Source organism: Pseudomonas sp. CAN1, assembly GCF_030462585.1.
In the GTDB taxonomy this organism is placed as follows: domain Bacteria; phylum Pseudomonadota; class Gammaproteobacteria; order Pseudomonadales; family Pseudomonadaceae; genus Pseudomonas.
Genome location: NZ_JASMRU010000001.1, coordinates 205,170 through 226,479, shown reverse-complemented (window position 1 = coordinate 226,479; position 21,310 = coordinate 205,170). Strand labels below are relative to the sequence as shown.

The following is a 21,310-nucleotide window of genomic DNA, read 5'->3' as shown; positions in this document are numbered from 1 at the left end:
GTAAAGCAGAAATCCTGCCAGCAGCGAGCGGCCGGACCTCCAGGCAAGCATAGGCCCGGGCGATTTTTTGACCAGCTGGCCAGGAACTTGCTACGCCCCGGCACAGCTGCCTTTCCCAGCGCGACCCGACCGAGCCCGAGCATGCCCCACACTCCCGTACCGTCCCCCGTGCCCCGCCTGGAGCTGCGCGCCATCAGCAAGCGCTATCCGGGCTGCCTCGCCAACGACCGCGTCGATCTGCGCATCGAGCCGGGTGAAATCCACGCGCTGCTCGGTGAGAACGGCGCGGGCAAGAGCACCCTGATGAAGATCATCTACGGCGTGGTTCGCCCCGACGGCGGTGAGTTGCTGTGGGACGGCAAGCCGGTGAGCGTGAAGGACCCGGCGCAGGCCCGCGGCCTGGGCATCGGCATGGTGTTCCAGCACTTCTCGCTGTTCGAGACGCTGAGCGTGGCGGAAAATATCGCCCTGGCGCTGGGCGCCGCAGCCGGTACGCCGCAGCAGCTGGCGCCGCGCATCCGCGAGGTCTCGCAGCGCTACGGCATGCCGCTGGAGCCGCAGCGCCTGGTGCACAGCCTGTCCATCGGCGAGCGGCAGCGGGTGGAAATCGTGCGTTGCCTGATGCAGGACATCCGCCTGCTGATCCTCGACGAACCGACCTCGGTGCTCACCCCGCAGGAGGCCGACGACCTCTTCGCCGTGCTGCGCCGGCTGGCGGCCGAGGGCTGCAGCATCCTCTTCATCAGCCACAAGCTCGGCGAAGTCCGCGCGCTCTGCCAGCACGCCACGGTGCTGCGTGGCGGCCGGGTGTCAGGTGCCTGCGTGCCGGCGCAGTGCAGCGACCTGGAGCTGGCGCGGCTGATGGTCGGTGATGCCGAGGGGCTGGCGGCGCAGTATCCGAAGGTTCGCGGCGGTGCGGATTTTCTTCAGGTCAGCGGCTTGCACTGGCGCAATCAGGACCCCTTCGGCGTGTCCTTCGACGGCCTCGACCTGGCGGTGCGCAGCGGCGAGATCGTCGGTATCGCCGGGGTTGCAGGCAACGGTCAGGATGAGTTGCTGGCGCTGCTCAGCGGCGAGGTGCGGCTGCGCGAGAAAGCCCAGATTCGCCTTGCTGGCGAGGCCATCGCCCACCTGCCGCCGGATGCCCGTCGTGCGCGCGGCCAGGCTTTCGTCCCGGCGGAGCGCCTGGGCCATGGTGCGGTGCCGGAGATGAGCCTGGCGGACAACGCGCTGCTTACCGGCTTCCAGCAGGGACTGGTGCGCCACGGGCTGATCGAGCGGCGCAAGGTGCTCGGTTTCGCCGAGGCGATCATCCAGCGCTTCGGAGTGAAGACGCCGGACGCGCAGACCGCCGCGCGCAGCCTGTCCGGCGGCAACCTGCAGAAATTCATCCTCGGCCGCGAAATTCTCCAGCAGCCGCGCCTGCTGATCGCCGCGCACCCGACCTGGGGCGTGGACGTCGGTGCGGCCTCGGTGATCCACCGCGCGCTGATTGCCCTGCGCGATGCCGGCGCGGCGATCCTGGTGATCTCCGAAGACCTCGACGAGCTGTTCCAGATCAGCGACCGCCTCGGCGCGCTGTGCAGCGGGCGCCTGTCGCCGCTGGTGGACTGCGCCGCCACCGATCCCCTCGCTGTCGGCCGCTGGATGGCCGGGCAGTTCGACACCGCCGCCTGAGGAACCGACATGCTGCTTTCCCTCGAACCGCGTGGCCAGCAATCGCGCGCCATGCTGCTGCTTTCGCCGTTGCTGGCCGGCGTGCTGACGCTGGTGTGCGGCGCGGCGCTGTTCGCCTTCCTTGGCCACGATCCGCTGGCGACCCTGCACACCGTGCTGATCGAACCGGTAAAGGACTGGTACGGCGTCGGTGAGCTGCTGGTCAAGGCCATGCCCATCCTGCTTTGCGCGCTGGGCCTGGCGCTGGCCTACCAGGCGCGCATCTGGAACATCGGCGCGGAAGGCCAGTTGCTGATCGGCGCCCTGGCCGGCAGCGCCATGGCGCTGCAGGTGCTGGACTGGGAGAGCCGCTGGGCGCTGGTCTGGGTGCTGCTCGCCGGGGTGCTCGCCGGCGCCGCCTGGGCGGGCCTGGCGGCGTGGCTGCGGACGCGCTTCAACGCCAACGAGATCCTCACCACCATCATGCTCAACTACATCGCGCTGAACCTGTTGCTGTACTGCGTGCATGGCCCGCTGAAGGACCCGCAAGGCTTCAACTTCCCGCAGTCGGCGATGTTCGGCCAGGCCAGCCTGCTGCCGGTGCTGTTCGAGGACAGCCGGGTGCATATCGGCGCGCTGTTCGGCCTGTTCGCCCTGGCGCTGGTCTGGGTGCTGGTGCAGCGCAGCTTCCTCGGCTTCCAGATCCGCGTGCTCGGGCTGGATCGTCGCGCCGTCGGCTTCGTCGGCTTCCGCGAGAAGCGCCTGGTGTGGCTGGCGCTGCTGCTGTCTGGCGCGCTGGCGGGGTTGGCCGGCGTCTGCGAAGTAGCCGGGCCGATCGGCCAACTGGTGCCCCAGGTCTCGCCCGGCTATGGCTACGCGGCGATCACCGTGGCCTTCCTCGGCCGCCTGAATCCCCTCGGCATCCTCTGCGCCAGCCTGCTGATGGCGCTGCTCTACCTGGGCGGCGAGACGGCGCAGATGAGCATGAACCTGCCGCTGGCGCTGACCGGCCTGTTCCAGGGGATGATGCTGTTCTTCCTGCTCGCCTGCGACGTGCTGATCCTCTACCGGCTGCGCCTGAATCGCGGTTTCCGGCTGCGTGCGGCGGCCTTCAAGCAAAGTGCCGTGGTCTGACGGCGGGAGGATGACGATGGATATCGATCTGCTGGGCAACGTGCTGTTCGCCATGGTCCGCACCGGTACGCCGCTGCTGCTGGTGGCCCTGGGCGAGCTGGTGTGCGAGAAGTCCGGGGTGCTCAACCTCGGCCAGGAAGGGATGATGCTGTTCGGCGCGGTGATCGGCTTCATGGTCGCCTTCAGCACCGGCAGCCTGTGGCTGGGCGTGCTGTTCGCGATCCTCGCCGGCATGCTCCTGGCGCTGCTGTTCGCCGGTGTGGCGCTGAGGTTGAACGCCAACCAGGTGGCCTGCGGGCTGGCGTTGACCATCTTCGGCGTGGGCCTGTCGTCCTTCGTCGGCGCGGCCTGGGTCGGCAAGCCGCTGCAGGGCTTCGCGCCGCTGACGATCCCGGTGCTTGCCGAGCTGCCGCTGATCGGCCGCATGCTGTTCGCCCAGGATCTGCTGGTCTACCTGTCCTTCGCCCTGTTCGCACTGGTGGCCTGGGTGCTGCTCAGGAGCCGCGCCGGGCTGGTGATCCAGGCGGTCGGCGAGAACCCCGACGCGGCCAGCGCCATGGGCCTGCCGGTGCTGCGGGTGCGCACCCTGGCGGTGGTCTTCGGCGGCGGCATGGCGGGGCTGGCGGGCGGCTACCTGTCGCTGGCCTACACCCCGATGTGGGCGGAGAACATGACCGCCGGGCGCGGCTGGATCGCCCTGGCGCTGGTGGTCTTCGCCAGCTGGCGGGTGTTCCGCGTGCTCCTCGGCGCCTGGCTGTTCGGCGTCGCCAGCATCCTCCACCTGGTGGCCCAGGGCGTGGGCGTGGCGATCCCGGCGAACCTGCTGGCGATGCTGCCGTATGTCGCGACCATCGTTGTGCTGGTGCTGCTTTCGCGCGATGGTGTGCGGACCCGGCTGTTCGCGCCGGTTTCGCTGGGGCAGCCCTGGAAGGCCGGACATTGAGCCTCGGGGCCGGCGCCCCCCTGTAGGATGCGGGTGCGCCGCCTGATAGGAAACTTCTTCCTTTTATAGTTCTCTCAATAGAGAGACTCAATTTCTATGATGCCCTAAATCAATGGGCATTCATTGTCATCAGGCGATAATCTTGCCCCTGTCGAATTTCAACCGATCGACCACTCGATTAAACGACAAACTCTCATTGAGGAATTGCCTAATGTCCCTGATCAACACCCCCGTTCAACCGTTCAAGGTCAACGCTTTCCATAACGGCAAGTTCATCGAAGTCACCGAAGAATCCCTCAAGGGCAAGTGGTCCGTTCTGATCTTCATGCCGGCAGCCTTCACCTTCAACTGCCCGACCGAGATCGAAGACGCCGCCAACAACTACGCCGAGTTCCAGAAGGCCGGTACCGAGGTCTACATCGTGACCACCGATACCCACTTCTCCCACAAGGTGTGGCACGAAACTTCCCCGGCCGTTGGCAAAGCCCAGTTCCCGCTGATCGGCGACCCGACCCACCAGCTGACCAACGCCTTCGGCGTACACATCCCGGAAGAAGGCCTGGCCCTGCGCGGCACCTTCGTGATCAACCCGGAAGGCATCATCAAGACCGTCGAAATCCACTCCAACGAGATCGCTCGTGACGTCGGCGAAACCCTGCGCAAGCTGAAAGCTGCCCAGTACACCGCCGCTCACCCGGGCGAAGTCTGCCCGGCCAAGTGGAAAGAAGGCGAGAAGACCCTGGCTCCGTCCCTGGACCTGGTCGGCAAGATCTAAGACGGCCCCGGGAAGCGGTTGCGCGGCGGCTCCCGCCGCGCAACCACCGGGCGCCCGCCCACAGCGCTTCCCGACCGTTTGCTATACCCCGAGGATGCCTACCGGCATCCTCCCTACCAAAGCCAAAAGCGTGCGTAGGGTGGGCTGAAAAGCTCGCCGGGGAACCCCTTTGCTCAAATTTCGAGGATCTGGATCATGTTGGACGCCACTCTTAAAACCCAGTTGAAGGCCTACCTGGAAAAGGTCCAGCAGCCGTTCGAGATCGTCGCGTCCCTCGATGACAGCGACAAATCCCGCGAGATGAGCGAGCTGCTGCACGAAATCGTCGGCCTGACCGACAAGATCACCCTGCGTGAAGATGGCAGCGACGAGCGCAAGCCGTCCTTCGCGCTGAACCGCCCCGGGGCGAACATCGGCCTGGCTTTCGCCGGCATCCCCATGGGCCACGAATTCACCTCCCTGGTGCTGGCACTGCTGCAGGTCGGTGGCCACCCATCCAAGCTCGAAGCCGAAGTGATCGAGCAGATCAAGGGCATCCAGGGTTCGTTCGAGTTCGAAACCTACTTCTCGCTGTCCTGCCAGAACTGCCCGGACGTGGTCCAGGCGCTGAACCTGATGGCCGTGCTCAATCCGAACATCCGCCACGTCGCCATCGACGGCGCGCTGTTCCAGGAAGAAGTCGAGCGCCGCCAGGTGATGGCTGTACCGAGCATCTACCTCAACGGTGAAGTGTTCGGCCAGGGCCGCATGGGCGTGGAAGAAATCCTCGCCAAGATCGACACCGGCGCCGCTGCCCGCGAAGCCGAGAAGCTGTCGGCCAAGGAAGAGTTCGACGTACTGGTCGTCGGCGGTGGCCCGGCTGGCGCCGCGGCAGCCATCTACGCCGCTCGTAAAGGCATCCGTACCGGCGTGGCAGCCGAGCGCTTCGGCGGCCAGGTGCTGGACACCATGGCCATCGAGAACTTCATCTCGGTGACCGAGACCGAAGGCCCGAAACTGGCTCGCCAGCTGGAAGAACACGTCAAGCACTATGACGTCGACATCATGAACCTGCAGCGCGCCAGCGCGCTGATCCCGGCGAAGACCGTCGGTGGCCTGCACGAAGTGCAGTTCGAGGGCGGCGGCAGCCTCAAGGCCAAGTCGCTGATCCTCGCCACTGGCGCCCGCTGGCGCGAAATGGGCGTGCCGGGCGAGAAGGAATACAAGGCCAAGGGCGTGTGCTTCTGCCCGCACTGCGACGGCCCGCTGTTCAAGGGCAAGCGCGTGGCGGTGATTGGCGGCGGTAACTCCGGCGTCGAAGCGGCCATCGACCTGGCCGGCATCGTGGCCCACGTGACCCTGCTGGAGTTCGACAGCAAGCTGCGCGCCGACGCCGTGCTGCAACGCAAGCTGTTCAGCCTGCCGAACGTCGACGTCATCACCAGCGCCCTGACCAGCGAAGTGAAAGGCGATGGCCAGAAGGTCACCGGCCTGGTCTACAAGGACCGCAACTCGGAAGAGTTCAAGTCCATCGACCTGGAAGGCATCTTCGTGCAGATCGGCCTGCTGCCCAACAGCGACTGGCTCAAGGGCACCATCGAGCTGACCTCGCGTGGCGAGATCATCGTCGACGCTCGCGGCGAAACCTCGCTGCCGGGCATCTTCGCCGCCGGTGACGTGACCACCGTACCGTACAAGCAGATCGTGATCGCGGTCGGCGAAGGCGCCAAGGCGTCGCTCTCCGCCTTCGACCACCTGATCCGCTCCTCCGCGCCAGCCTGATGACCTCGCGCTAGAAAAAGAAACGCCCGGTTCACGTGAGTGAACCGGGCGATTTCTTTTGTGGGCTAAAAGCGTTCGCGAGCAAGCTCGCTCCTACAGGTTCATGGCGAGTTCGCTCCTCGTAGGAGCGAGCTTGCTCGCGAACACCACCGCACCCACGCTTCAGAGAATCGGCGACACCAGCCGCGCCACGCGCATCCCCAGCTGCTGCAACCGGTGCACGCGCTTGCGGTCGTCCAGGGTCATCTCCACCGACTGGGCGAAATCCTCTTCCAGCATGTTCTCCACGTCACGGGCGAAGCCTTCGTCGACGGTGATCACCATGATCTCGAAATTCAGGCGGAACGAGCGGTTGTCCAGGTTGGCGCTGCCCACCGCGGCGCTGTCGTGGTCGATCAGCACCACCTTCTGGTGCAGGAACCCCGGCTGGTAGCGGAACACCCGCACGCCAGCGCGCACGGCCTCCAGCGCGTAGAGGCTGGAGGCGGCGTAGACCGTCTTGTGGTCCGGCCGCGCCGGCAACAGGATGCGCACGTCCACGCCGCGCAGCACCGCCAGGCGCAGGGCGGCGGCGACGGCTTCGTCCGGGACGAAATACGGGGTGGTGATCCACACCCGCTCCACCGCCGCGTTGATCGATTCGACGAAGAACAGCGAGCAGGTTTCCTGGGTATCCGCCGGGCCGCTGGGCACCACCTGGCAGAGCATCCCGGCGTCGTCGTAGCCATCGGGCAGGATCAGCGTCGGCAGCGCGTGGGTGGCCCAGAACCAGTCCTCGGCGAAGCACTCCTGCAGGCAGGCCACGGCCGGCCCGCGCAGTTCGATATGGGTGTCGCGCCAGGGCGCCAGCGGCGGCTTCTCACCCAGGTATTCGACGCCGACGTTGTGTCCGCCGACGAAGCCGCGCACGCCGTCGACCACCACGATCTTGCGGTGGTTGCGGAAGTTCACCTGGAAGCGGTTGATCATCCCGCTGCCGGTGCTGAAAGCGTGTACCTGCACGCCGCCCTGGCGCAGGCGCTCGACGTAGCGGCGCGAGAGGGCATGGCTGCCGATGCCGTCATACAGCACGAACACGTCCACGCCGTTGGCCGCGCGCTCCAGCAGCAGCTGCGCCAGGCGCTGGCCGAGGGCGTCGTCGCGGATGATGAAGAACTGTACGAGGATGACCTTCTGCGCGCTGGAGATGGCCTCGAACATCGCGTCGAACGAGGCCTTGCCGTTCACCAGCAGGCGCACGCTGTTGTTCGCCAGGGTCGGCATGCGCGCCAGCCCGACCATCGCCTTGAGCGCCTTGTAGGCGTGGTACTGGCGCGCGGCGAGGGCTTCTTCCACCCAGGGGCGCCAGTCCAGTTCGGCGGCGGCTACGTGCATCTCCTCGTTGGCCTGCCGGCGTGCGCCGATGTAGGCGTCGAAGCGGCTGCGGCCGAACACCAGATAGGGCACCAGGGTCAGCAGCGGCATGAACACCAGCGAGGTCGCCCAGGCAATGGCGCCTTGCGCTGTGCGCACGCTGAGCACGGCGTGGACCGCGGCGATGATCCCCAGCAGCTGGATGACCACCAGAAAGTGGGCGATGTAGGCGGAGAAATGCATGGTCGCGCGATCGGTTCCTTGTGGTCGGCGGTGTCGTTGAGCCTAGTTGACTCCCGGCGGCTGCGGCCAGCGGCTAATGGGGCCGCGCCAGTGTTCATAGGCTTTCGCGAGGCGCAGCACGTCGATGTCGGCAAAGCGCGGGCCGACGATCTGCAGGCCGATGGGCATGCCGGCCGCGGTGAAGCCGCAGTTGATTGAGAGTGCCGGTTGCTCGGACATGTTCCATGGCACGGTGAAGCCAATGTGCTCGAAGGGCAGCGCCGGGTCGTTGGTGGGCGAGGCCCATTCGGCCGGGAAGGCTGAAACCTGGTTGGTCGGCGAGAGCAGGAAGTCTACTTCGTGGAATTGCTCGGCGGCCCGTCGACGCATGTCGAAAGTGCGGTTGTAGCCGCGCACCGCGTCGGTCCCGCTGACGCCGGCGCCGCCTTCGGCCCACTGGTAGATGTATGGCAGCACCTTGGCCTGGCGCTCGGCCGGCAGGTTCTCCAGCTCGGCCCACAGGCGCGCGCGCCAGAACTTGTCGAGGCCGTCGAGCAGCTCGCGATCGAGGATCGGCTGCACTTCGACGATCTCCGCGCCGGCATTGGCGAAGCGCCGGGCTGCGGCCTCGACGGCGGCGCGGACTTCCGGCTCGGGCTGCAGGCCGCAACCCGGATCAAGCTGCAGGCCGATGCGCAGGCCCTGCACGTCCAGTTCCTCGATGTGCCAGTCCAGGTCCGCCGGCGGCAGCGCCGTGGCGTCGCGCCAGTCGGGGCGGGTGAGGTGCTTCATCATCAGCGCCGCATCGTCCAGGGTGCGCGTCATCGGCCCGGCGCAGCGCCCGGTGTAGTAAGGGTCGATGGGAATCCGCCCCAGGCTCGGCTTGAAGCCGACCAGCCCGCACCAGCCCGCCGGCAGGCGCACCGAGCCGCCGATGTCGGTGCCGATGTGCAGCGGCCCGTACCCGGCGGCGGCGGCCGAGGCAGCGCCAGCGCTGGAGCCGCCGGGGTTCATGCGCAGGTCCCAGGGGTTGCGCGCCAGTTCGTGGAAGCTGGAGAGCCCGGAGGAAAGCATGCCGAAGTCCGGCACCGTGGTCTTGCCCAGCAGGATCGCGCCGGCCTCGAACATCCGCGCCGCCGGCGGTGCGTCGGCGCTGGCCGGTTGCAGCAGGGTGGCGGCGCTGCCCTGGGGAATCGGGTCGCCGCGGGTGGCGATCAGCTCCTTGATGGTCACCGGCACGCCGTCCAGTTCGCCGCAGGGTGCGCAACGAATCCAGCGCGCCTCGGAGCGCCGCGCCTGTTCCATCGCCCGTTGCGGATCGAAGGCGAAGAGCGCGCAGAGCTGCGGCTCCCAGCGGTCGATGTGGGCGATCAGGTGGTCGAGGTACTCGACGGGGGAGAGCTGGTGGGAGCGGTACAGCGCCAGCAGTTCGACGGCGGACAGATCGTGCAACGGTGGCATGGCGGTCTCCGGCGTGGGGCTATGCCAAACCCTAGCCGAATCCGCGCCGCGAGGGGATAGGCGCGGTCGTCACACCGCGCACCGTCTCTCGACGGATCAGGCGCGCTGGCGCGATTGCTGGTCGATCAGGTACTGCAGGCGATACAGATGACGGTAGCCCGATTCCCAGGCGCCGTGGCCGGATTTCACGTTGATGTGCCCGGCGGAAGGCAGGATCAGCGTCTCGGCGCCCCAGGCACGGCCGAGTATCAGCGCGCGCTGCGGGCTGCAGGCGGCGTCGTTGTCCGAGCCCACCAGCACGGCGGGGAAGGGCAGGTTCTGTGCGGCAATAGGGGCGAAGTTGCGCAGCGCTTCATGGCAGGTCTCGCGCTCCACATCGGCCGGCGCGACCAGCAGGGCGCCGGCGACCTGAGCGAGGGCGCGGCGGTCGGCGCGAGCCGCCCAGGAGGCAACGGTGACGCAACCCAGGCTGTGGGCGATCAGCACCACGCGGCCGGGTTCGCGGCGGATTTCACGATCCAGCTCGGCGACCCAGTCGTCGTGCTGCGGGGTGATCCAGTCCTGCTGCTGCACCCGCGCAGCGTTCGGCAGGGCGCGCTGCCAGTGGCTCTGCCAGTGGGCGTCGTCGGAACCGTGCCAGCCCGGCACGATCAGGTAGCGGATGCGTTCGTTGCGCATGGGGCGGCCCTCTCGAATCGTCATGAGAAGGCATTTTAGGGAGGGTTTTAATATTCGTTAAGGAATAAGAAATTCTTTGCTTATGCAGTATTTCTATCTAACGAATGGCAATAAGGCGTCAGTCCTGCGCCCGGCGCAGCGGGCAGCAGCGCGCCAGGATGCCTTCCAGGTTGAGGTCGGGCATGGCGTAGTCGCGCAGCGCCTTGGCGGTCTGTTCGACGTAGTCGCGGGTGGTGCCGAAGTGGCCCTGGGCGCTGTCGAGCACGTGCTGGACGATGTTGTCGGGCAGGGAGCCGGCGTAGCTGGGCAGGTGGCGTTCGAGGACGAAGCCCAGGGCGCGCACGCGGCTGCCGTCGTCGAGGCGGCAGTTCAGCCATTCCGGGCGGTAGGAGGCGTAGGGCATCTCCCGCTCCCAGAGCGCGTAGAGGTTAGCGTCGAGGTTGTCGTCGGGCAGGCGGAAGGCGAAGCCGGCGCAGGAGCCGCCTCGGTCCAGGCCGAGCACCAGGCCCGGCGCTTCCGGGGTGCCGCGGTGGGTGAGCGACCACAGGTAGAGGCCGCGGTGGTAGCCGTGCACCCGCGCGCGGCGGGCCTCGGCCACCGGGAACTCCGGGCGCCAGATCAGCGAGCCGTAGGCGAACAGCCACACCGGCCCGGCGCCGTGTTCGCTCATGGTGATGTCGAGCGAGGCGCGCAGCTGCGCAGGTGTGAAACGTTCCGGCGCCCCCAATGTCGGCGGATAGAACGGGCCTTCCGAAGCGGGAGACGATGTCATGCGGTACCCCTCAGGTCTCCATCTGTTATCAACTTAGTGGAAGACTGGCGGCCACGGAAGGGCCTGAAAGGCATAGGTTTATTGCCAGGGCGGGGATGACGACGAACGGCGCATGAACACCTGTGTGCCAACTGGGCGTAGGAGCGGACTTCGTCCGCGATCGATTGCCGGCGGCTCGGGGCTGGCCGGTTGCACATCGCAGACAGAGCCCGCTCCTACGCGATCAACCGTCATCGGCGCGAAACGCGCGAATAAAAAAAGGCCGCTCACCCCTGCCTGAGTATTGGGAGAGCGGCCTTGAAGCTCGGTACGTTGTGGAGGTCCCTTTCTACACCCGCTCTGTTTCAGGTGTCTTACAGGTTCCTCAGCGCGCGGTGATCACCGCCAGCTTGGTAATACCCGCCTTCTCGATAGAGGCCATGGCCTTCGCCACCTGGCCGTAGTTCACAGTCTCGTCGGCCTGCAGCTGCACACGGACTTCGGCGTCCTTGGCCTTGGCCGCCGCCAGGTTGCTCTGCAGCAGATCCGGCTGGATCTCGTCCTTGTTGATGAACCACTTGCCGGCGCCATCGATGCTGACCACCAGCGGGTCCTTCTGCTCCGGCGGGGCGACCGCTTCGGTCTTGGGCAGGTTGATCGGAATGGCGTTGGTCAGCAGCGGCGCGGTGACGATGAACACCACCAGCAGCACCAGCATCACGTCCACCAGCGGGGTCACGTTGATCTCGGAGAGAACCTCGTCGCTGTCCTGGGTCGAGAAGGCCATGTCAGCTCGCCTCCTTCACGCTGGCGCCGGCAGCCGGTTTGCGTGCGGCGGTGGGCAGGGTGACGACGCGGAAGGCGCTCTTCTGCGCGAGGCTGTAGAAGTCGTGGGCGAAGTCGTCGAGGTCGGCTGCGGTGAGCTTCAGGCGACGGAGGAAGTAGTTGTAGACCAGCACCGCCGGCACGGCGACGGCGATCCCCACGCCGGTGGCGATCAGCGCGCTGCCGATGGGGCCGGCGACGGTTTCCAGGCTCGCCGAGCCGGCCGCGCTGATGCCCTTGAGCGCTTCCATGATGCCCCACACGGTGCCGAACAGGCCGATGAAGGGCGAGGTGGAACCGATCGAGGCGAGCACCGCCAGGCCCGATTCCAGGGAGCGGCGCTCGCGCTGGATCTGCTGGCGCAGGGCGCGTTCGAGGCGGTCCTGGTGGTTGATCGACTGGGCCAGGTCCGGCTGGCCGTTGTCCTGGACCTGGATGGCGGCGAACCCGGCCTGGGCCACGCGGGCACCGGCACCGGGCTTGCCGGCGGCCTGGTCACCGGCCGATTCGAGGCTGGTGGCGCTCCAGAACTGCTTCTGGAAGCGCTTGTCCTGGGACTTCTGGCGGGTGAACTGGACGCCTTTCACCAGGGCCAGCGCCCAGGTGACGACGGAGAAGCCGACCAGCAGCCAGATGACTGCGCCTTCGACGGATTCCAGGGGGTTCAGGGGCAGACTCATGGGTTTTCTCCTTCCGCGATTCTCGTGCGGCTGATCTGGGCAAGTTGAATCAATGCAATTTGAAATCGATGGGCACGCTGACCCAGCCTTCCTGGGCCACGTCGCCACGCTTGGCGGGGACGAAGCTCCAGCGTTTCACCGCGCGCACCGCGGCATCGTCCAGGGCGTCGCGGCCGCTGCTCTTCTGCACCTGGATTTCGCTCGGGCTGCCGCTGGCGAGGACGTGCACGCGCAGCAGCACGGTGCCTTCCCAGCCACGGCGCTGGGCCAGGGGCGGGTATTCCGGCGCCGGGTTTTTCAAGTAACCGGCGCTGGCCGAGGGCGGCGTCAGCGGAGCTGGAGCCGGTGCCGGCGGTGCAGGCGGAGCCGGTTGCGGCGGCGGGGTTTCAGCCTTGGGCGGTGCGGGTTGCTCGACCGGCTTGGGCACGGGTTTGGGCTTGGCCACCGGCTTCGGCTTGGGCTTGGGGATCGGCTTGGGCGGCGGCGGTTTCACCGCGTTCTCGTCCACCACCGGGGGCGGCGGCTCCTGCACCACAGGCTCGGGAATAGGCTCGGGTGGCGGCGGCTCGACCACCGGCGGCGTCGGCGCGGTGAATTCGATGGTCATCGGCGGCACCTGTGGCGGCACCTCCGGCAGTTGTGGGGTGGGCTGCTGGCTCAGCCAGTAGACCACCGCGCCATGCAGCGTCAGGGCGAACAGACCGAGCAGCACGGCTTCGCGGCGGCTCAGCGCACGGGCTTTCGCCGGCACGTGGCGGCCCAGTTCCAGCGCGTGGCGCAGCGGGCGGCCGAGATCGACCAGGTCGCCGCCGGGCACGTGGCGCAGGAAGGCATCCGGCGCGAGGGCATGCTGGGGTTGAGCCATGAACGATCTCCTTGCAGGTCTGCGCGGCTCTAAGTCGCGCTTGGAACGGACCTGCATGATTGGCGGAGCGTCTTAGCTCTTGAAGTGATTGTTTCTGTTATTTAAATAACTTTTGGTGCTATGTGGTTTTGGCGGAACGCTGCAGGCCACGCCGTGCGGGGCTTTGCGCGGAGTGGTGAAAAGCCGATGCCTTTGCGGCATGGAAAATATGCGGGGAAAGCTGGCGAAAAAATCGCCAGAACGCCCGTGATAGAGCGAACCCAGGCAGCTGCCTGGGTTCACAGTGGCGGTCAGAGGCTCGCGGCTACCAGTCGGGGCATGTCTTCCCAGGGCATCCAGAGATCGCCCTGCCAGCTCAGCAGCGTCAGCCGGTGGGAATGCCAGGTCATCAGCACCCGCCGGGGCTGCGTGCTGTCCTCGCCGTCCTGGTCGCGCAGCACCGGGATAACTTCCCTGGTCAGCCAGAGGTCGAGGGTCTGCACTTCGGGATGACCGAAGCGCACCAGCGCCTTGTACAGCGCCGCTTCGCTGAGCATCTCGATCACTTCCTCCTTGCCGCTGGCGTACTGCAGCCGGACGCTGCGTACCTCGTGGAGGTGGAAGCGGTGGTGGAAGGACTGCGGGTAATGCACCACCAGCAGGCGCGCCAGGTCGTAGGCGGAAAACCACGGCTGCTGATCGATCAGCACTGCGCGCAGGGTGCGGTGGTGGCGTTTGAAAAAGGTGGGGGTGTAGAGGTCGTGCATAAGTGGAACTCCTATCAGTCAGAGGAGCCGCACCCATGTCGCCAAACATAGGGGAGGCGGGTCGCGCGGGGTTGGCGAACCGGTGATAGGAACCCGGCAGACCCAGAGGTCTCCCCGCGCGATCCGCCATAAGCGTTGCAGATATTTCTGCAGGGTGCGCGGGGGCCTACAAAAACATTCGCTGTTTTCGTAAGCACCTGGAGGCGCTATCGCGCCTATCTTTCGGGTCGCCAAACCCGGGTCACGGATGTGACCGGGCGAGGATAGGAATGGCTCATACGCCCAACAAGCCAGCCATTTCCGGCGTGCCTGTAGGAGCGAGCTTGTGATGTGGGAGTGCCGCTATCCTCGGGAACGGATTCGGGCTCGCGACCCCGGTCAGCTCCGAAGTGTCCGGTGAATATCAGAAGCAAGCGTGCTCCGACGAGGTTCTTCTTCACTCGGTTCGGCCCTCTCCCTAACCCTCTCCCTGAAGGGAGAGGGGACTAGTTCGGTGCAGGTTGAAAGCCATGCGTCAGCCGGCACAGACGGCTCCCTCTCCCTTCAGGGAGAGGGCGGGGGAGAGGGAATCCCAGTTGCGAGTTTGCAGAAATAGGGAGTTGCTCTAACAAAAAAACGGAAAACCAGAAACGAAAAAGCCCGGTCATTCGACCGGGCTTTTTCAGGCGTCAGCTTCGCGGCAATCAGAAGGCCGGAACGACAGCGCCCTTGTACTTCTCGAGGATGAACTGCTTCACCTCGGGGCTGTGCAGGGCGGCGGCCAGTTTCTGCATGGCGGCGCTGTCCTTGTTGTCCGGGCGGGCAACCAGGATGTTCACGTAGGGCGAGTCGGCGCCTTCGATGGCCAGCGCGTCCTTGGTGGGGTTCAGCTTGGCTTCCAGGGCGTAGTTGGTGTTGATCAGGGCGAGGTCGACCTGGGTCAGCACGCGCGGCAGGGTGGCCGCTTCCAGCTCACGCACCTTGATGTTCTTCGGGTTCTCGACGATGTCTTTCGGGGTGGCGGTGATGGACTTGTTGTCCTTGAGCTTGATCACGCCGGCCTTGTCCAGCAGCAGCAGCGCGCGGCCGCCGTTGGTGGCGTCGTTGGGGATCACCACGGTGGCGCCCGAGGGCAGCTCTTCGAGCTTCTTGAACTTGGTGGAGTAGGCGCCCAGCGGCTCGATGTGCACGCCGGTGACGGCGATCAGGCTGGTGCCCTTGGTCTTGTTGAACTCATCCAGGTACGGCTGGTGCTGGAAGAAGTTGGCGTCCAGGCGCTTCTCGGCGACCTGGGTGTTGGGCTGCACGTAGTCGGTGAATTCCTTCACCTTCAGCTCAACCCCTTCCTTGGCCAGGATGGGTTTGACGAAGTTGAGGATCTCGGCGTGCGGCACCGGGGTAGCGGCGACGGTCAGGCTGTCGGCGGCCTGGGCCAGCGGGGCGGCGATGACTGCGGCGGCAGCGAACGCGGCGAACAGTTTCTTCATGGTTGGCTCCTATGTCGGCCCGCATCCGGCGGGCCTTGTGGTTATTTGCGCGAGTAGTGGACCACCAGCTTGTCGCCGACGGTCTGCAGGATCTGGACGAGGACCACCAGCATCACCACGGTGAGCAGCATCACGTCGTCCTGGAAGCGTTGGTAGCCGTAGCGGATCGCCAGGTCGCCGAGACCACCGGCGCCGACCACGCCGGCCATCGCGGTGTAGGACACCAGGGTGATGGCGGTGACGGTGATGGCGGCGATGATGCCCGGGCGGGCTTCGGGCAGCAGGGCGTTCCAGATGATCTGGCGGGTGCTGGCGCCCATGGCCTGGGTGGCTTCGATGATGCCCTTGTCCACCTCGCGCAGGGCGGTTTCCACCAGGCGCGCGAAGAACGGCGTGGCACCTACTACCAGCGGCGGGATGGCCCCGGCGACGCCCAGCGAGGTGCCGACCAGGATCACCGTGAGCGGGATCAGCACGATCAGCAGGATGATGAACGGCAGCGAGCGCAGCACGTTGACGATGAACGCCAGCACGCCGTAGATGCCGCGGTTGGCGAACATCTGCTTGGGCCCGGTGAGGAACAGCAGCACGCCCAGCGGCAGGCCGAGGATGACGGTGAACAGCAGCGAGCCGCCGAGCATCCAGAAGGTGTCGAGGCTGGCCTGGAGGATTTCCGACCAGTCGATGTTTACAAAGAAGTCGCTCATGCGCGCAGCACCTCCACATGGACTTCGGCAGCGTTGAGCTGCGCCAGGGCGGCCTCGATGTCACCGCCCACCAGGGACAGGGTGAGCTGGCCGTAGGGCTGGTCCTTGATGCGGTCGATGCGCCCGGCAAGGATGCTGTAGTCGACGCCGGTCTGGCGCGCGACAGTACCCAGCAGCGGCGCGTAGGTCGCCTCGCCGCGGAAGGTCAGGCGCAGGATGCGCCCCGGCACGTGGGCGAAGTCGTCGTGCTGCTCGTCCTCGTCGACGCGCTCGGCCTCGAAGACGAAGCGGCGGGTGGTTTCGTGCTGCGGATGGAGGAACACGTCGGCGACCTCGCCCTGTTCGACGATGCGCCCGGCATCCATCACCGCGACCTGGTCGCAGACGCGACGGATCACGTCCATCTCGTGGGTGATCAGGACGATGGTCAGCTTCAGCTCGCGGTTGATCTCCGCCAGCAGCTGCAGGACCTGGCCGGTGGTCTGCGGGTCGAGGGCGCTGGTGGCCTCGTCGCAGAGCAGGATGGTCGGCCGGCAGGCGAGTGCGCGGGCGATGCCGACGCGCTGTTTCTGGCCGCCGGAGAGCTGCGCCGGGTACTTGCGCGCGTGTTCCTTGAGGCCGACGCGGTCGAGCAGTTCGTCCACCCGTGCGGTGATTTCGGCGGCGCTGAAGGTGCCGGCGAGTTTCATCGGCATGGCGATGTTGTCGGCGACAGTCTTGGAGGCCAGCAGGTTGAAGTGCTGGAAGATCATCCCGACGCGCTGGCGGAAGCGGCGCAGGCCGTCGGCATCCAGGGCGGTGATGTCTTCGCCGTCGATGACGATGCGCCCGCCGCTGGGTTCTTCCAGGCGGTTGATCAGGCGCAGCAGGGTGCTTTTGCCGGCGCCGGAATGGCCGATCAGGCCAAAGACCTGGCCGCCCTCGATGGACAGGCGGGTCGGCTGCAGGGCCGGGATATCGCGTCCGGCGACGCGATAGGTCTTGTGGACGTCGTGGAATTCGATCACGTAGCGAACCTTGTGGGTACGGGGAGGCGCCGCTCGCTGCCTGGGCCGTCGGATCAACAGGCGTAGGAAACGAGCGTAGGCGGTCAGCCAAAACCGCGCATTTTAACCTGCTTTTTTATGGCTGATTAATCTTTGTTCAGCTAAGCACGGAACAAAAGGAAATAACGGGCGCCGCGAACGGGCGCCCGTGGGGCTCAGGGCGTGCAGTTCGGCTGGTCGGCCGGAGCCGGCGCAGCGGCGGGCTTCTGCAGGCCGCTGACGTCGGCGGCAACGCCGGGCGCGCGGGGCATCAGCGAACGGGCGCGGGTCAGGGCGGTGGTGGCGCCATTGACGTCGCCCTTGGCCAGGGACTCGCGGCTGCGCTCGAGGTAAGCGTCGGCCAGGCGCTTGCGGCGCTCGGCGAGCTGGGTGGCGTCTTCCTGTTCGGAACCCAGCGCGAGCTGCGCGGATTCCAGACGGCCGGCGGCCAGTTCGGTCTCGAAGCCACTGCTGCTGGGCGGATTGCTCGCGGTGCTCTGGCAGGCCGCGAGGGCCAGCGCCATGGCCATCAGCGCGAACAGGCGGATGACGAAGGACTTCATGCGTCAGGGTCTCTTTTGATCAAAAAATCGCCAAATTCTACACCGTCCGGCGCGGCAGGACAAAACTCAGCAGGAACAGGGCCGCCGCGCTGACCACGATGGAGGGGCCGGCGGGGGTGTCCTTGAACCAGGACAGCGAGAGCCCGGCGCACACCGCCACCAGGCCGATCAGACTCGCGCCGAAGGCCATCTGTTCCGGGCTGCGTGCATGCCGCTGGGCGGCTGCCGCGGGGATGATCAGCAGGGAAGTGATCAGCAGCACGCCGACGATCTTCATGGCCACGGCGATGACGATGGCGATCAGCAGCATCAGCGCCAGGCGGATGGCGGTAACCGGCAGGCCTTCGACCCGTGCCAGTTCCTCGTGCACAGTGATCGCCAGCAGCGGTCGCCACAGCCAGCAGATCAGCCCGAGCACCAGGGCGCTGCCGGCGATGATCCACATCAGGTCGGTCTGGCTGACGGCGAGCAGGTCGCCGAACAGGTAGGCCATCAGGTCGACGCGCACTTCCTTCATGAAGCTCAGGGTCACCAGGCCCAGCGACAGCGTGCTGTGGGCGAGGATGCCGAGCAGGGTGTCGGCGGCCAGCGGCTGGCGCTGCTGCAGGGTGACCAGCAGCACGGCGAGCAGCACGCAGCCGACGGTTACCGCCAGCGTCGGGCTGACGTCGAGCAGGAAGCCCAAGGCCACGCCGAGCAGGGCGGCGTGGGACAGGGTGTCGCCGAAATAGGCCATGCGTCGCCAGACGACGAACGAACCCAGGGGCCCGGCGACCACCGCCAGGGCGAGCCCGGCGAGGAGGGCGTTGAGCAGGAAATCAGCCATGGTTGCAGTCGGGGCCGTGCTGGTGGACCGGAGTGAAGCGGGTACCGGCCGGGAAGGCGGGTTTCACCACCTCGCCGTGCAGGTCGTGGGAATGGTCGTGGTGGTGGTGATAGACCGCCAGGCTGCGGGCGTCCTGGCCGAACAGCTCGACGAAGGCCGGGTCGCCGCTGACCTGTTCCGGGTGCCCGGAGCAGCAGACGTGGCGGTTCAGGCAGACCACCTTGTCGGTGGCGCTCATCACCAGGTGCAGGTCGTGGGAGACCATCAGCACGCCGCAACCGAGGCGGTCGCGCAGGCGGCCGATCAGGCGGTACAGCTCGGCCTGCCCGGCGACGTCGACGCCCTGCACGGGTTCGTCGAGCACCAGCAGCTCCGGCTTGCGCAGCAGGGCGCGGGCCAGCAGCACGCGCTGCAGCTCACCGCCGGAGACGCTCTGCAGCGGCTTGTCGATGACGTGGGCGGCACCGACTTCCTTCAGCGCGTCGAGCGCGTGGGAGCGCTGCACGCCGGGGACCAGACGCAGGAAGCGCAGCACGGTCAGCGGCAAGGTCGGATCGACGTGGAGCTTCTGCGGCATGTAGCCGATGGACAGCTTCGGCTGGCGCCAGACGCTGCCGGTATCGGGCTTGAGCAGGCCGAGCACGCTGCGCACCAGGGTCGTCTTGCCGGCGCCGTTGGGGCCGATCAGGGTGACGATCTCGCCGGGGGCGATGGTCAGGTCGACGTTCTGCAGTACCGCCTGGCCGCCATAACTGACGCCGACGCCTTGCAGGCGGATCAGGGCGTCGCTCATCACGCCTCCCGCTGGCCGGGGGCGCAGGCGCCGCAGAGGCCGACGATCTCGACGGTCTGGCTCTCCACCGCGAAGCCGACGCCCTTGGCGCCGTGGATGATGGCCTCGCTGATGGCCGGCTGCTCCAGCTCGATGGCGGTGTGGCAGGCGCGGCAGATCAGGAACTGGCCTTCATGGGCGTGTTCGGGGTGGGCGCAGCCGATGAAGGCGTTGAGCGAGGCGATGCGGTGTACCAGGCCGTTTTCCAGGAGGAAATCCAGGGCGCGGTAGACCGTCGGCGGCGCCGCCTTGCGGCCGTCTTCTTCGCTCAGCACGGCGAGGATGTCGTAGGCGCCCAGCGGCTTGTGGCTCGCCCAGACCAGCTCCAGCACGCGCCGGCGCAACTCGGTCAGGCGCACACCCTGGCGCGCGCACAGCGTGTCGGCGTCGGCCAGGGCGCTGGCCACGCAGTTGGCGTGGTCGTGCGGACGGCAGGCGAGAGGAGTCTTGGGGGCGATCTTGTACATGCGGCGGCGACGCTCGGGTTCAGAGACGTTATTATATTACTCTGTCATGTCCCCCCTGTGTGAGTGCCGCCGTGTCCTTCCGTCCCGTCGCCCTGCTGACCGCTGCCTGCGCGCTGCTGCTCAGCCTTCCCGTACGTGCCGAGGTCAGCGTGCTGACCAGCATCAAGCCGCTGCAGCTGATCGCCGCTGCCATCCAGGACGGTGAAGGCACGCCGGACGTGCTGCTGCCGCCGGGCGCCTCGCCGCACAGCTACTCGCTGCGCCCGTCGGACATCCGCCGGGTGCGCGACGCACAACTGTTCTACTGGGTCGGCCAGGACCTGGAGAACTTCCTGCCCAAGGTGCTGGAAAGCCGCAAGGGCCCGAGCATCGCCGTGCAGGACCAGGCCGGCATGCATCTGCGCAAGTTCGCCGATTTCAGCGAATCCAATCATCCGGACCATGACGATCATGACGACCTCGGTCACGACCATGACCACCGTCCGGGCATGATCGACGCGCATCTCTGGCTGTTGCCGGCCAATGCCCAGGTGATCGCCGCGCGCATGGCCGAGGACCTGGCCATCGCCGACCCGGCCAACGCCAGTCGCTACCAGGCCAACCTGAAGGCCTTCGACGAGCGCATGGAAACCCTCGACGCCCGCCTGAAGCAGCGTATCGACCCGCTCAAGGGCAAGCCGTTCTTCGTCTTCCACGAGGCCTTCGACTACTTCGAAGAGGCCTACGGCCTGCGCCATGCCGGGGTCTTCGCCGTCTCCGCCGACGTGCAGCCGGGTGCCCGTCATGTGGCCGTCATGCGTGCGCAACTGCAGAAGGCCGGCCCGTCCTGCATCTTCAGCGAACCGCCGATCCGCCCGCGCCTCGCCGATACCCTGAGCCAGGGCCTGCCGGTGCGCCTGGCCGAGCTGGATGACCTGGGCGTGGGCGTGAAGGTGGATGCCCAGGGCTACGAGAGCCTGCTGGGCAACCTGGCGGACGAGTTTGCGGGGTGCCTGGAGAAGCTCTGATTCAGGCGACTGCCCGGAAATCCCAAATCGTAGGGCGAATAACGCCCCGGGCGTTATCCGCCGTTGGGCCTCGGATGGCGGATAGAGCGTTCCGCTTTATGCGCCCTACTGCTGAGTTGGGCTTTTCGGGGAATTCCTCTGCCTGGGGTTTCCCCTCTCCCCAGCCCTCTCCCTGAAGGGAGAGGGAGCCGTTCGGCATGCTATGAGATATCCGGATTAGCCGGAAAGCACGGAACTGACTGCTTGCGCAGGACAGTCCCCTCTCCCTTCAGGGAGAGGGTTAGGGAGAGGGTGCATCCGCCTGCACAGAACTCCCCTTGTAGGAGCGGGCCATGCCCGCGATCGCGCGCATGGCGCGCTCCGACAATTCATCCCCGGAATCGGCCGAGGCGCAACGCCATATCCGCGCCCGTTCGTCGCACCACCCCTGCCTGAAATTTCCCGCAATTTCCTCCCCTGTTTCCCCGCCAATCGTCGGCTTTCCGCATCTTTGACGGCGTTCGCCGTTCAATTGTCTATGGTGTCTAGCTGGGGTTCGATGACACAAGATATTGATGATCGTCAGGA

The 21,310-nt window shown here is 66.7% G+C and carries 22 protein-coding genes; 7 read left to right on the top strand and 15 right to left on the bottom strand.

The window, feature by feature from the left end; all coding sequences use genetic code 11:
• Positions 1-141 precede the first annotated feature (141 nt).
• The 5 genes from QO207_RS01090 to ahpF all read left to right on the top strand — a co-directional run bounded on the left by QO207_RS01090 (position 142) and on the right by ahpF (position 6,269).
• Positions 142-1,677 carry an ABC transporter ATP-binding protein gene (locus QO207_RS01090; protein WP_301478918.1) on the top strand — a complete coding sequence of 512 codons (1,536 nt, stop codon included), beginning with the start codon at positions 142-144 and terminating at the stop codon, positions 1,675-1,677.
• Between the two features lie 9 nt (positions 1,678-1,686).
• Positions 1,687-2,790: an ABC transporter permease gene (locus tag QO207_RS01085; protein ID WP_301478917.1), complete on the top strand. Its 1,104-nt coding sequence runs from the start codon at positions 1,687-1,689 to the stop codon at positions 2,788-2,790.
• Between the two features lie 16 nt (positions 2,791-2,806).
• Positions 2,807-3,733, top strand: coding sequence for an ABC transporter permease (locus QO207_RS01080; RefSeq protein ID WP_301478916.1), 927 nt, complete (start codon positions 2,807-2,809; stop codon positions 3,731-3,733).
• Positions 3,734-3,944: 211 nt separating this feature from the next.
• Positions 3,945-4,508 carry an alkyl hydroperoxide reductase subunit C gene (gene ahpC / locus QO207_RS01075; protein WP_017517843.1) on the top strand — a complete coding sequence of 188 codons (564 nt, stop codon included), beginning with the start codon at positions 3,945-3,947 and terminating at the stop codon, positions 4,506-4,508.
• 195 nt (positions 4,509-4,703) lie between these two features.
• A complete protein-coding gene (gene ahpF, locus QO207_RS01070; RefSeq protein ID WP_301478915.1) occupies positions 4,704-6,269 on the top strand; it encodes an alkyl hydroperoxide reductase subunit F in 1,566 nt (521 codons plus the stop codon).
• A 162-nt stretch (positions 6,270-6,431) separates the two neighbouring features.
• Here ahpF and cls read toward each other — a convergent pair whose 3' ends face one another.
• From cls to zur, 15 genes are all read right to left on the bottom strand, one after another.
• Entirely contained in the window at positions 6,432-7,865 is a 1,434-nt protein-coding gene (cls, locus tag QO207_RS01065; protein WP_301478914.1) for a cardiolipin synthase, read from the bottom strand.
• Between the two features lie 42 nt (positions 7,866-7,907).
• Positions 7,908-9,305 carry an amidase gene (locus QO207_RS01060; RefSeq protein WP_301478913.1) on the bottom strand — a complete coding sequence of 466 codons (1,398 nt, stop codon included), beginning with the start codon at positions 9,303-9,305 and terminating at the stop codon, positions 7,908-7,910.
• 96 nt (positions 9,306-9,401) lie between these two features.
• Positions 9,402-9,983, bottom strand: coding sequence for an alpha/beta hydrolase (locus QO207_RS01055; RefSeq protein ID WP_301478912.1), 582 nt, complete (start codon positions 9,981-9,983; stop codon positions 9,402-9,404).
• 118 nt (positions 9,984-10,101) lie between these two features.
• Positions 10,102-10,755 (bottom strand): gamma-glutamylcyclotransferase, encoded by a 654-nt coding sequence (locus QO207_RS01050; protein ID WP_301478911.1) that lies wholly within the window; start codon positions 10,753-10,755, stop codon positions 10,102-10,104.
• Positions 10,756-11,119: 364 nt separating this feature from the next.
• Positions 11,120-11,521, bottom strand: a complete 402-nt coding sequence (locus QO207_RS01045) for a biopolymer transporter ExbD (protein WP_024766994.1) — start codon at positions 11,519-11,521, stop codon at positions 11,120-11,122.
• Position 11,522: 1 nt separating this feature from the next.
• Positions 11,523-12,239, bottom strand: a complete 717-nt coding sequence (locus tag QO207_RS01040) for a MotA/TolQ/ExbB proton channel family protein (RefSeq protein WP_081518836.1) — start codon at positions 12,237-12,239, stop codon at positions 11,523-11,525.
• Between the two features lie 49 nt (positions 12,240-12,288).
• Positions 12,289-13,104 (bottom strand): energy transducer TonB, encoded by an 816-nt coding sequence (locus tag QO207_RS01035; RefSeq protein WP_301478910.1) that lies wholly within the window; start codon positions 13,102-13,104, stop codon positions 12,289-12,291.
• 290 nt (positions 13,105-13,394) lie between these two features.
• Positions 13,395-13,850, bottom strand: coding sequence for a BRO family protein (locus QO207_RS01030; protein ID WP_301478909.1), 456 nt, complete (start codon positions 13,848-13,850; stop codon positions 13,395-13,397).
• A 683-nt stretch (positions 13,851-14,533) separates the two neighbouring features.
• A complete protein-coding gene (locus QO207_RS01025) occupies positions 14,534-15,316 on the bottom strand; it encodes a MetQ/NlpA family ABC transporter substrate-binding protein (protein ID WP_024766992.1) in 783 nt (260 codons plus the stop codon).
• A 41-nt stretch (positions 15,317-15,357) separates the two neighbouring features.
• Entirely contained in the window at positions 15,358-16,023 is a 666-nt protein-coding gene (locus QO207_RS01020; RefSeq protein WP_024766991.1) for a methionine ABC transporter permease, read from the bottom strand.
• A complete protein-coding gene (locus QO207_RS01015; protein WP_138213312.1) occupies positions 16,020-17,030 on the bottom strand; it encodes a methionine ABC transporter ATP-binding protein in 1,011 nt (336 codons plus the stop codon). The genes QO207_RS01020 and QO207_RS01015 overlap by 4 nt, the downstream gene beginning before the upstream one ends.
• 194 nt (positions 17,031-17,224) lie before the next feature.
• Positions 17,225-17,611: a hypothetical protein gene (locus QO207_RS01010; protein ID WP_301478908.1), complete on the bottom strand. Its 387-nt coding sequence runs from the start codon at positions 17,609-17,611 to the stop codon at positions 17,225-17,227.
• 37 nt (positions 17,612-17,648) lie between these two features.
• Positions 17,649-18,437 carry a zinc ABC transporter permease subunit ZnuB gene (gene znuB, locus QO207_RS01005; RefSeq protein ID WP_088415771.1) on the bottom strand — a complete coding sequence of 263 codons (789 nt, stop codon included), beginning with the start codon at positions 18,435-18,437 and terminating at the stop codon, positions 17,649-17,651.
• Entirely contained in the window at positions 18,430-19,230 is an 801-nt protein-coding gene (znuC, locus tag QO207_RS01000) for a zinc ABC transporter ATP-binding protein ZnuC (protein WP_301478907.1), read from the bottom strand. Before znuC ends, znuB begins: the two co-directional genes overlap by 8 nt.
• Complete coding sequence (zur, locus tag QO207_RS00995) at positions 19,230-19,736, bottom strand: zinc uptake transcriptional repressor Zur (protein ID WP_301478906.1); 507 nt, start codon at positions 19,734-19,736, stop codon at positions 19,230-19,232. The genes znuC and zur overlap by 1 nt, the downstream gene beginning before the upstream one ends.
• 71 nt (positions 19,737-19,807) lie before the next feature.
• On the opposite strand from zur, the gene znuA reads away from it, so the two are divergent.
• Both znuA and QO207_RS00985 read left to right on the top strand, forming a co-directional pair.
• Positions 19,808-20,743 (top strand): zinc ABC transporter substrate-binding protein ZnuA, encoded by a 936-nt coding sequence (gene znuA, locus QO207_RS00990; RefSeq protein ID WP_301478905.1) that lies wholly within the window; start codon positions 19,808-19,810, stop codon positions 20,741-20,743.
• 332 nt (positions 20,744-21,075) lie between these two features.
• Entirely contained in the window at positions 21,076-21,237 is a 162-nt protein-coding gene (locus tag QO207_RS00985; protein WP_301478904.1) for a hypothetical protein, read from the top strand.
• Positions 21,238-21,310: the final 73 nt, after the last annotated feature.

Coding starts and splice junctions, on each gene's coding strand:
- QO207_RS01080 (WP_301478916.1), top strand. CDS start 2,807: ATGGATATCGATCTGCTGGGCAACGTGCTGTTCGCCATGGTCCGCACC.
- cls (WP_301478914.1), bottom strand. CDS start 7,865: ATGCATTTCTCCGCCTACATCGCCCACTTTCTGGTGGTCATCCAGCTG.
- QO207_RS01090 (WP_301478918.1), top strand. CDS start 142: ATGCCCCACACTCCCGTACCGTCCCCCGTGCCCCGCCTGGAGCTGCGC.
- QO207_RS01055 (WP_301478912.1), bottom strand. CDS start 9,983: ATGCGCAACGAACGCATCCGCTACCTGATCGTGCCGGGCTGGCACGGT.
- zur (WP_301478906.1), bottom strand. CDS start 19,736: ATGTACAAGATCGCCCCCAAGACTCCTCTCGCCTGCCGTCCGCACGAC.
- znuB (WP_088415771.1), bottom strand. CDS start 18,437: ATGGCTGATTTCCTGCTCAACGCCCTCCTCGCCGGGCTCGCCCTGGCG.
- QO207_RS00985 (WP_301478904.1), top strand. CDS start 21,076: ATGCCCGCGATCGCGCGCATGGCGCGCTCCGACAATTCATCCCCGGAA.
- QO207_RS01030 (WP_301478909.1), bottom strand. CDS start 13,850: ATGCACGACCTCTACACCCCCACCTTTTTCAAACGCCACCACCGCACC.
- QO207_RS01045 (WP_024766994.1), bottom strand. CDS start 11,521: ATGGCCTTCTCGACCCAGGACAGCGACGAGGTTCTCTCCGAGATCAAC.
- QO207_RS01050 (WP_301478911.1), bottom strand. CDS start 10,755: ATGACATCGTCTCCCGCTTCGGAAGGCCCGTTCTATCCGCCGACATTG.
- QO207_RS01010 (WP_301478908.1), bottom strand. CDS start 17,611: ATGAAGTCCTTCGTCATCCGCCTGTTCGCGCTGATGGCCATGGCGCTG.
- znuC (WP_301478907.1), bottom strand. CDS start 19,230: ATGAGCGACGCCCTGATCCGCCTGCAAGGCGTCGGCGTCAGTTATGGC.
- QO207_RS01085 (WP_301478917.1), top strand. CDS start 1,687: ATGCTGCTTTCCCTCGAACCGCGTGGCCAGCAATCGCGCGCCATGCTG.
- QO207_RS01025 (WP_024766992.1), bottom strand. CDS start 15,316: ATGAAGAAACTGTTCGCCGCGTTCGCTGCCGCCGCAGTCATCGCCGCC.
- QO207_RS01035 (WP_301478910.1), bottom strand. CDS start 13,104: ATGGCTCAACCCCAGCATGCCCTCGCGCCGGATGCCTTCCTGCGCCAC.
- QO207_RS01060 (WP_301478913.1), bottom strand. CDS start 9,305: ATGCCACCGTTGCACGATCTGTCCGCCGTCGAACTGCTGGCGCTGTAC.
- QO207_RS01020 (WP_024766991.1), bottom strand. CDS start 16,023: ATGAGCGACTTCTTTGTAAACATCGACTGGTCGGAAATCCTCCAGGCC.
- ahpC (WP_017517843.1), top strand. CDS start 3,945: ATGTCCCTGATCAACACCCCCGTTCAACCGTTCAAGGTCAACGCTTTC.
- ahpF (WP_301478915.1), top strand. CDS start 4,704: ATGTTGGACGCCACTCTTAAAACCCAGTTGAAGGCCTACCTGGAAAAG.
- QO207_RS01040 (WP_081518836.1), bottom strand. CDS start 12,239: ATGAGTCTGCCCCTGAACCCCCTGGAATCCGTCGAAGGCGCAGTCATC.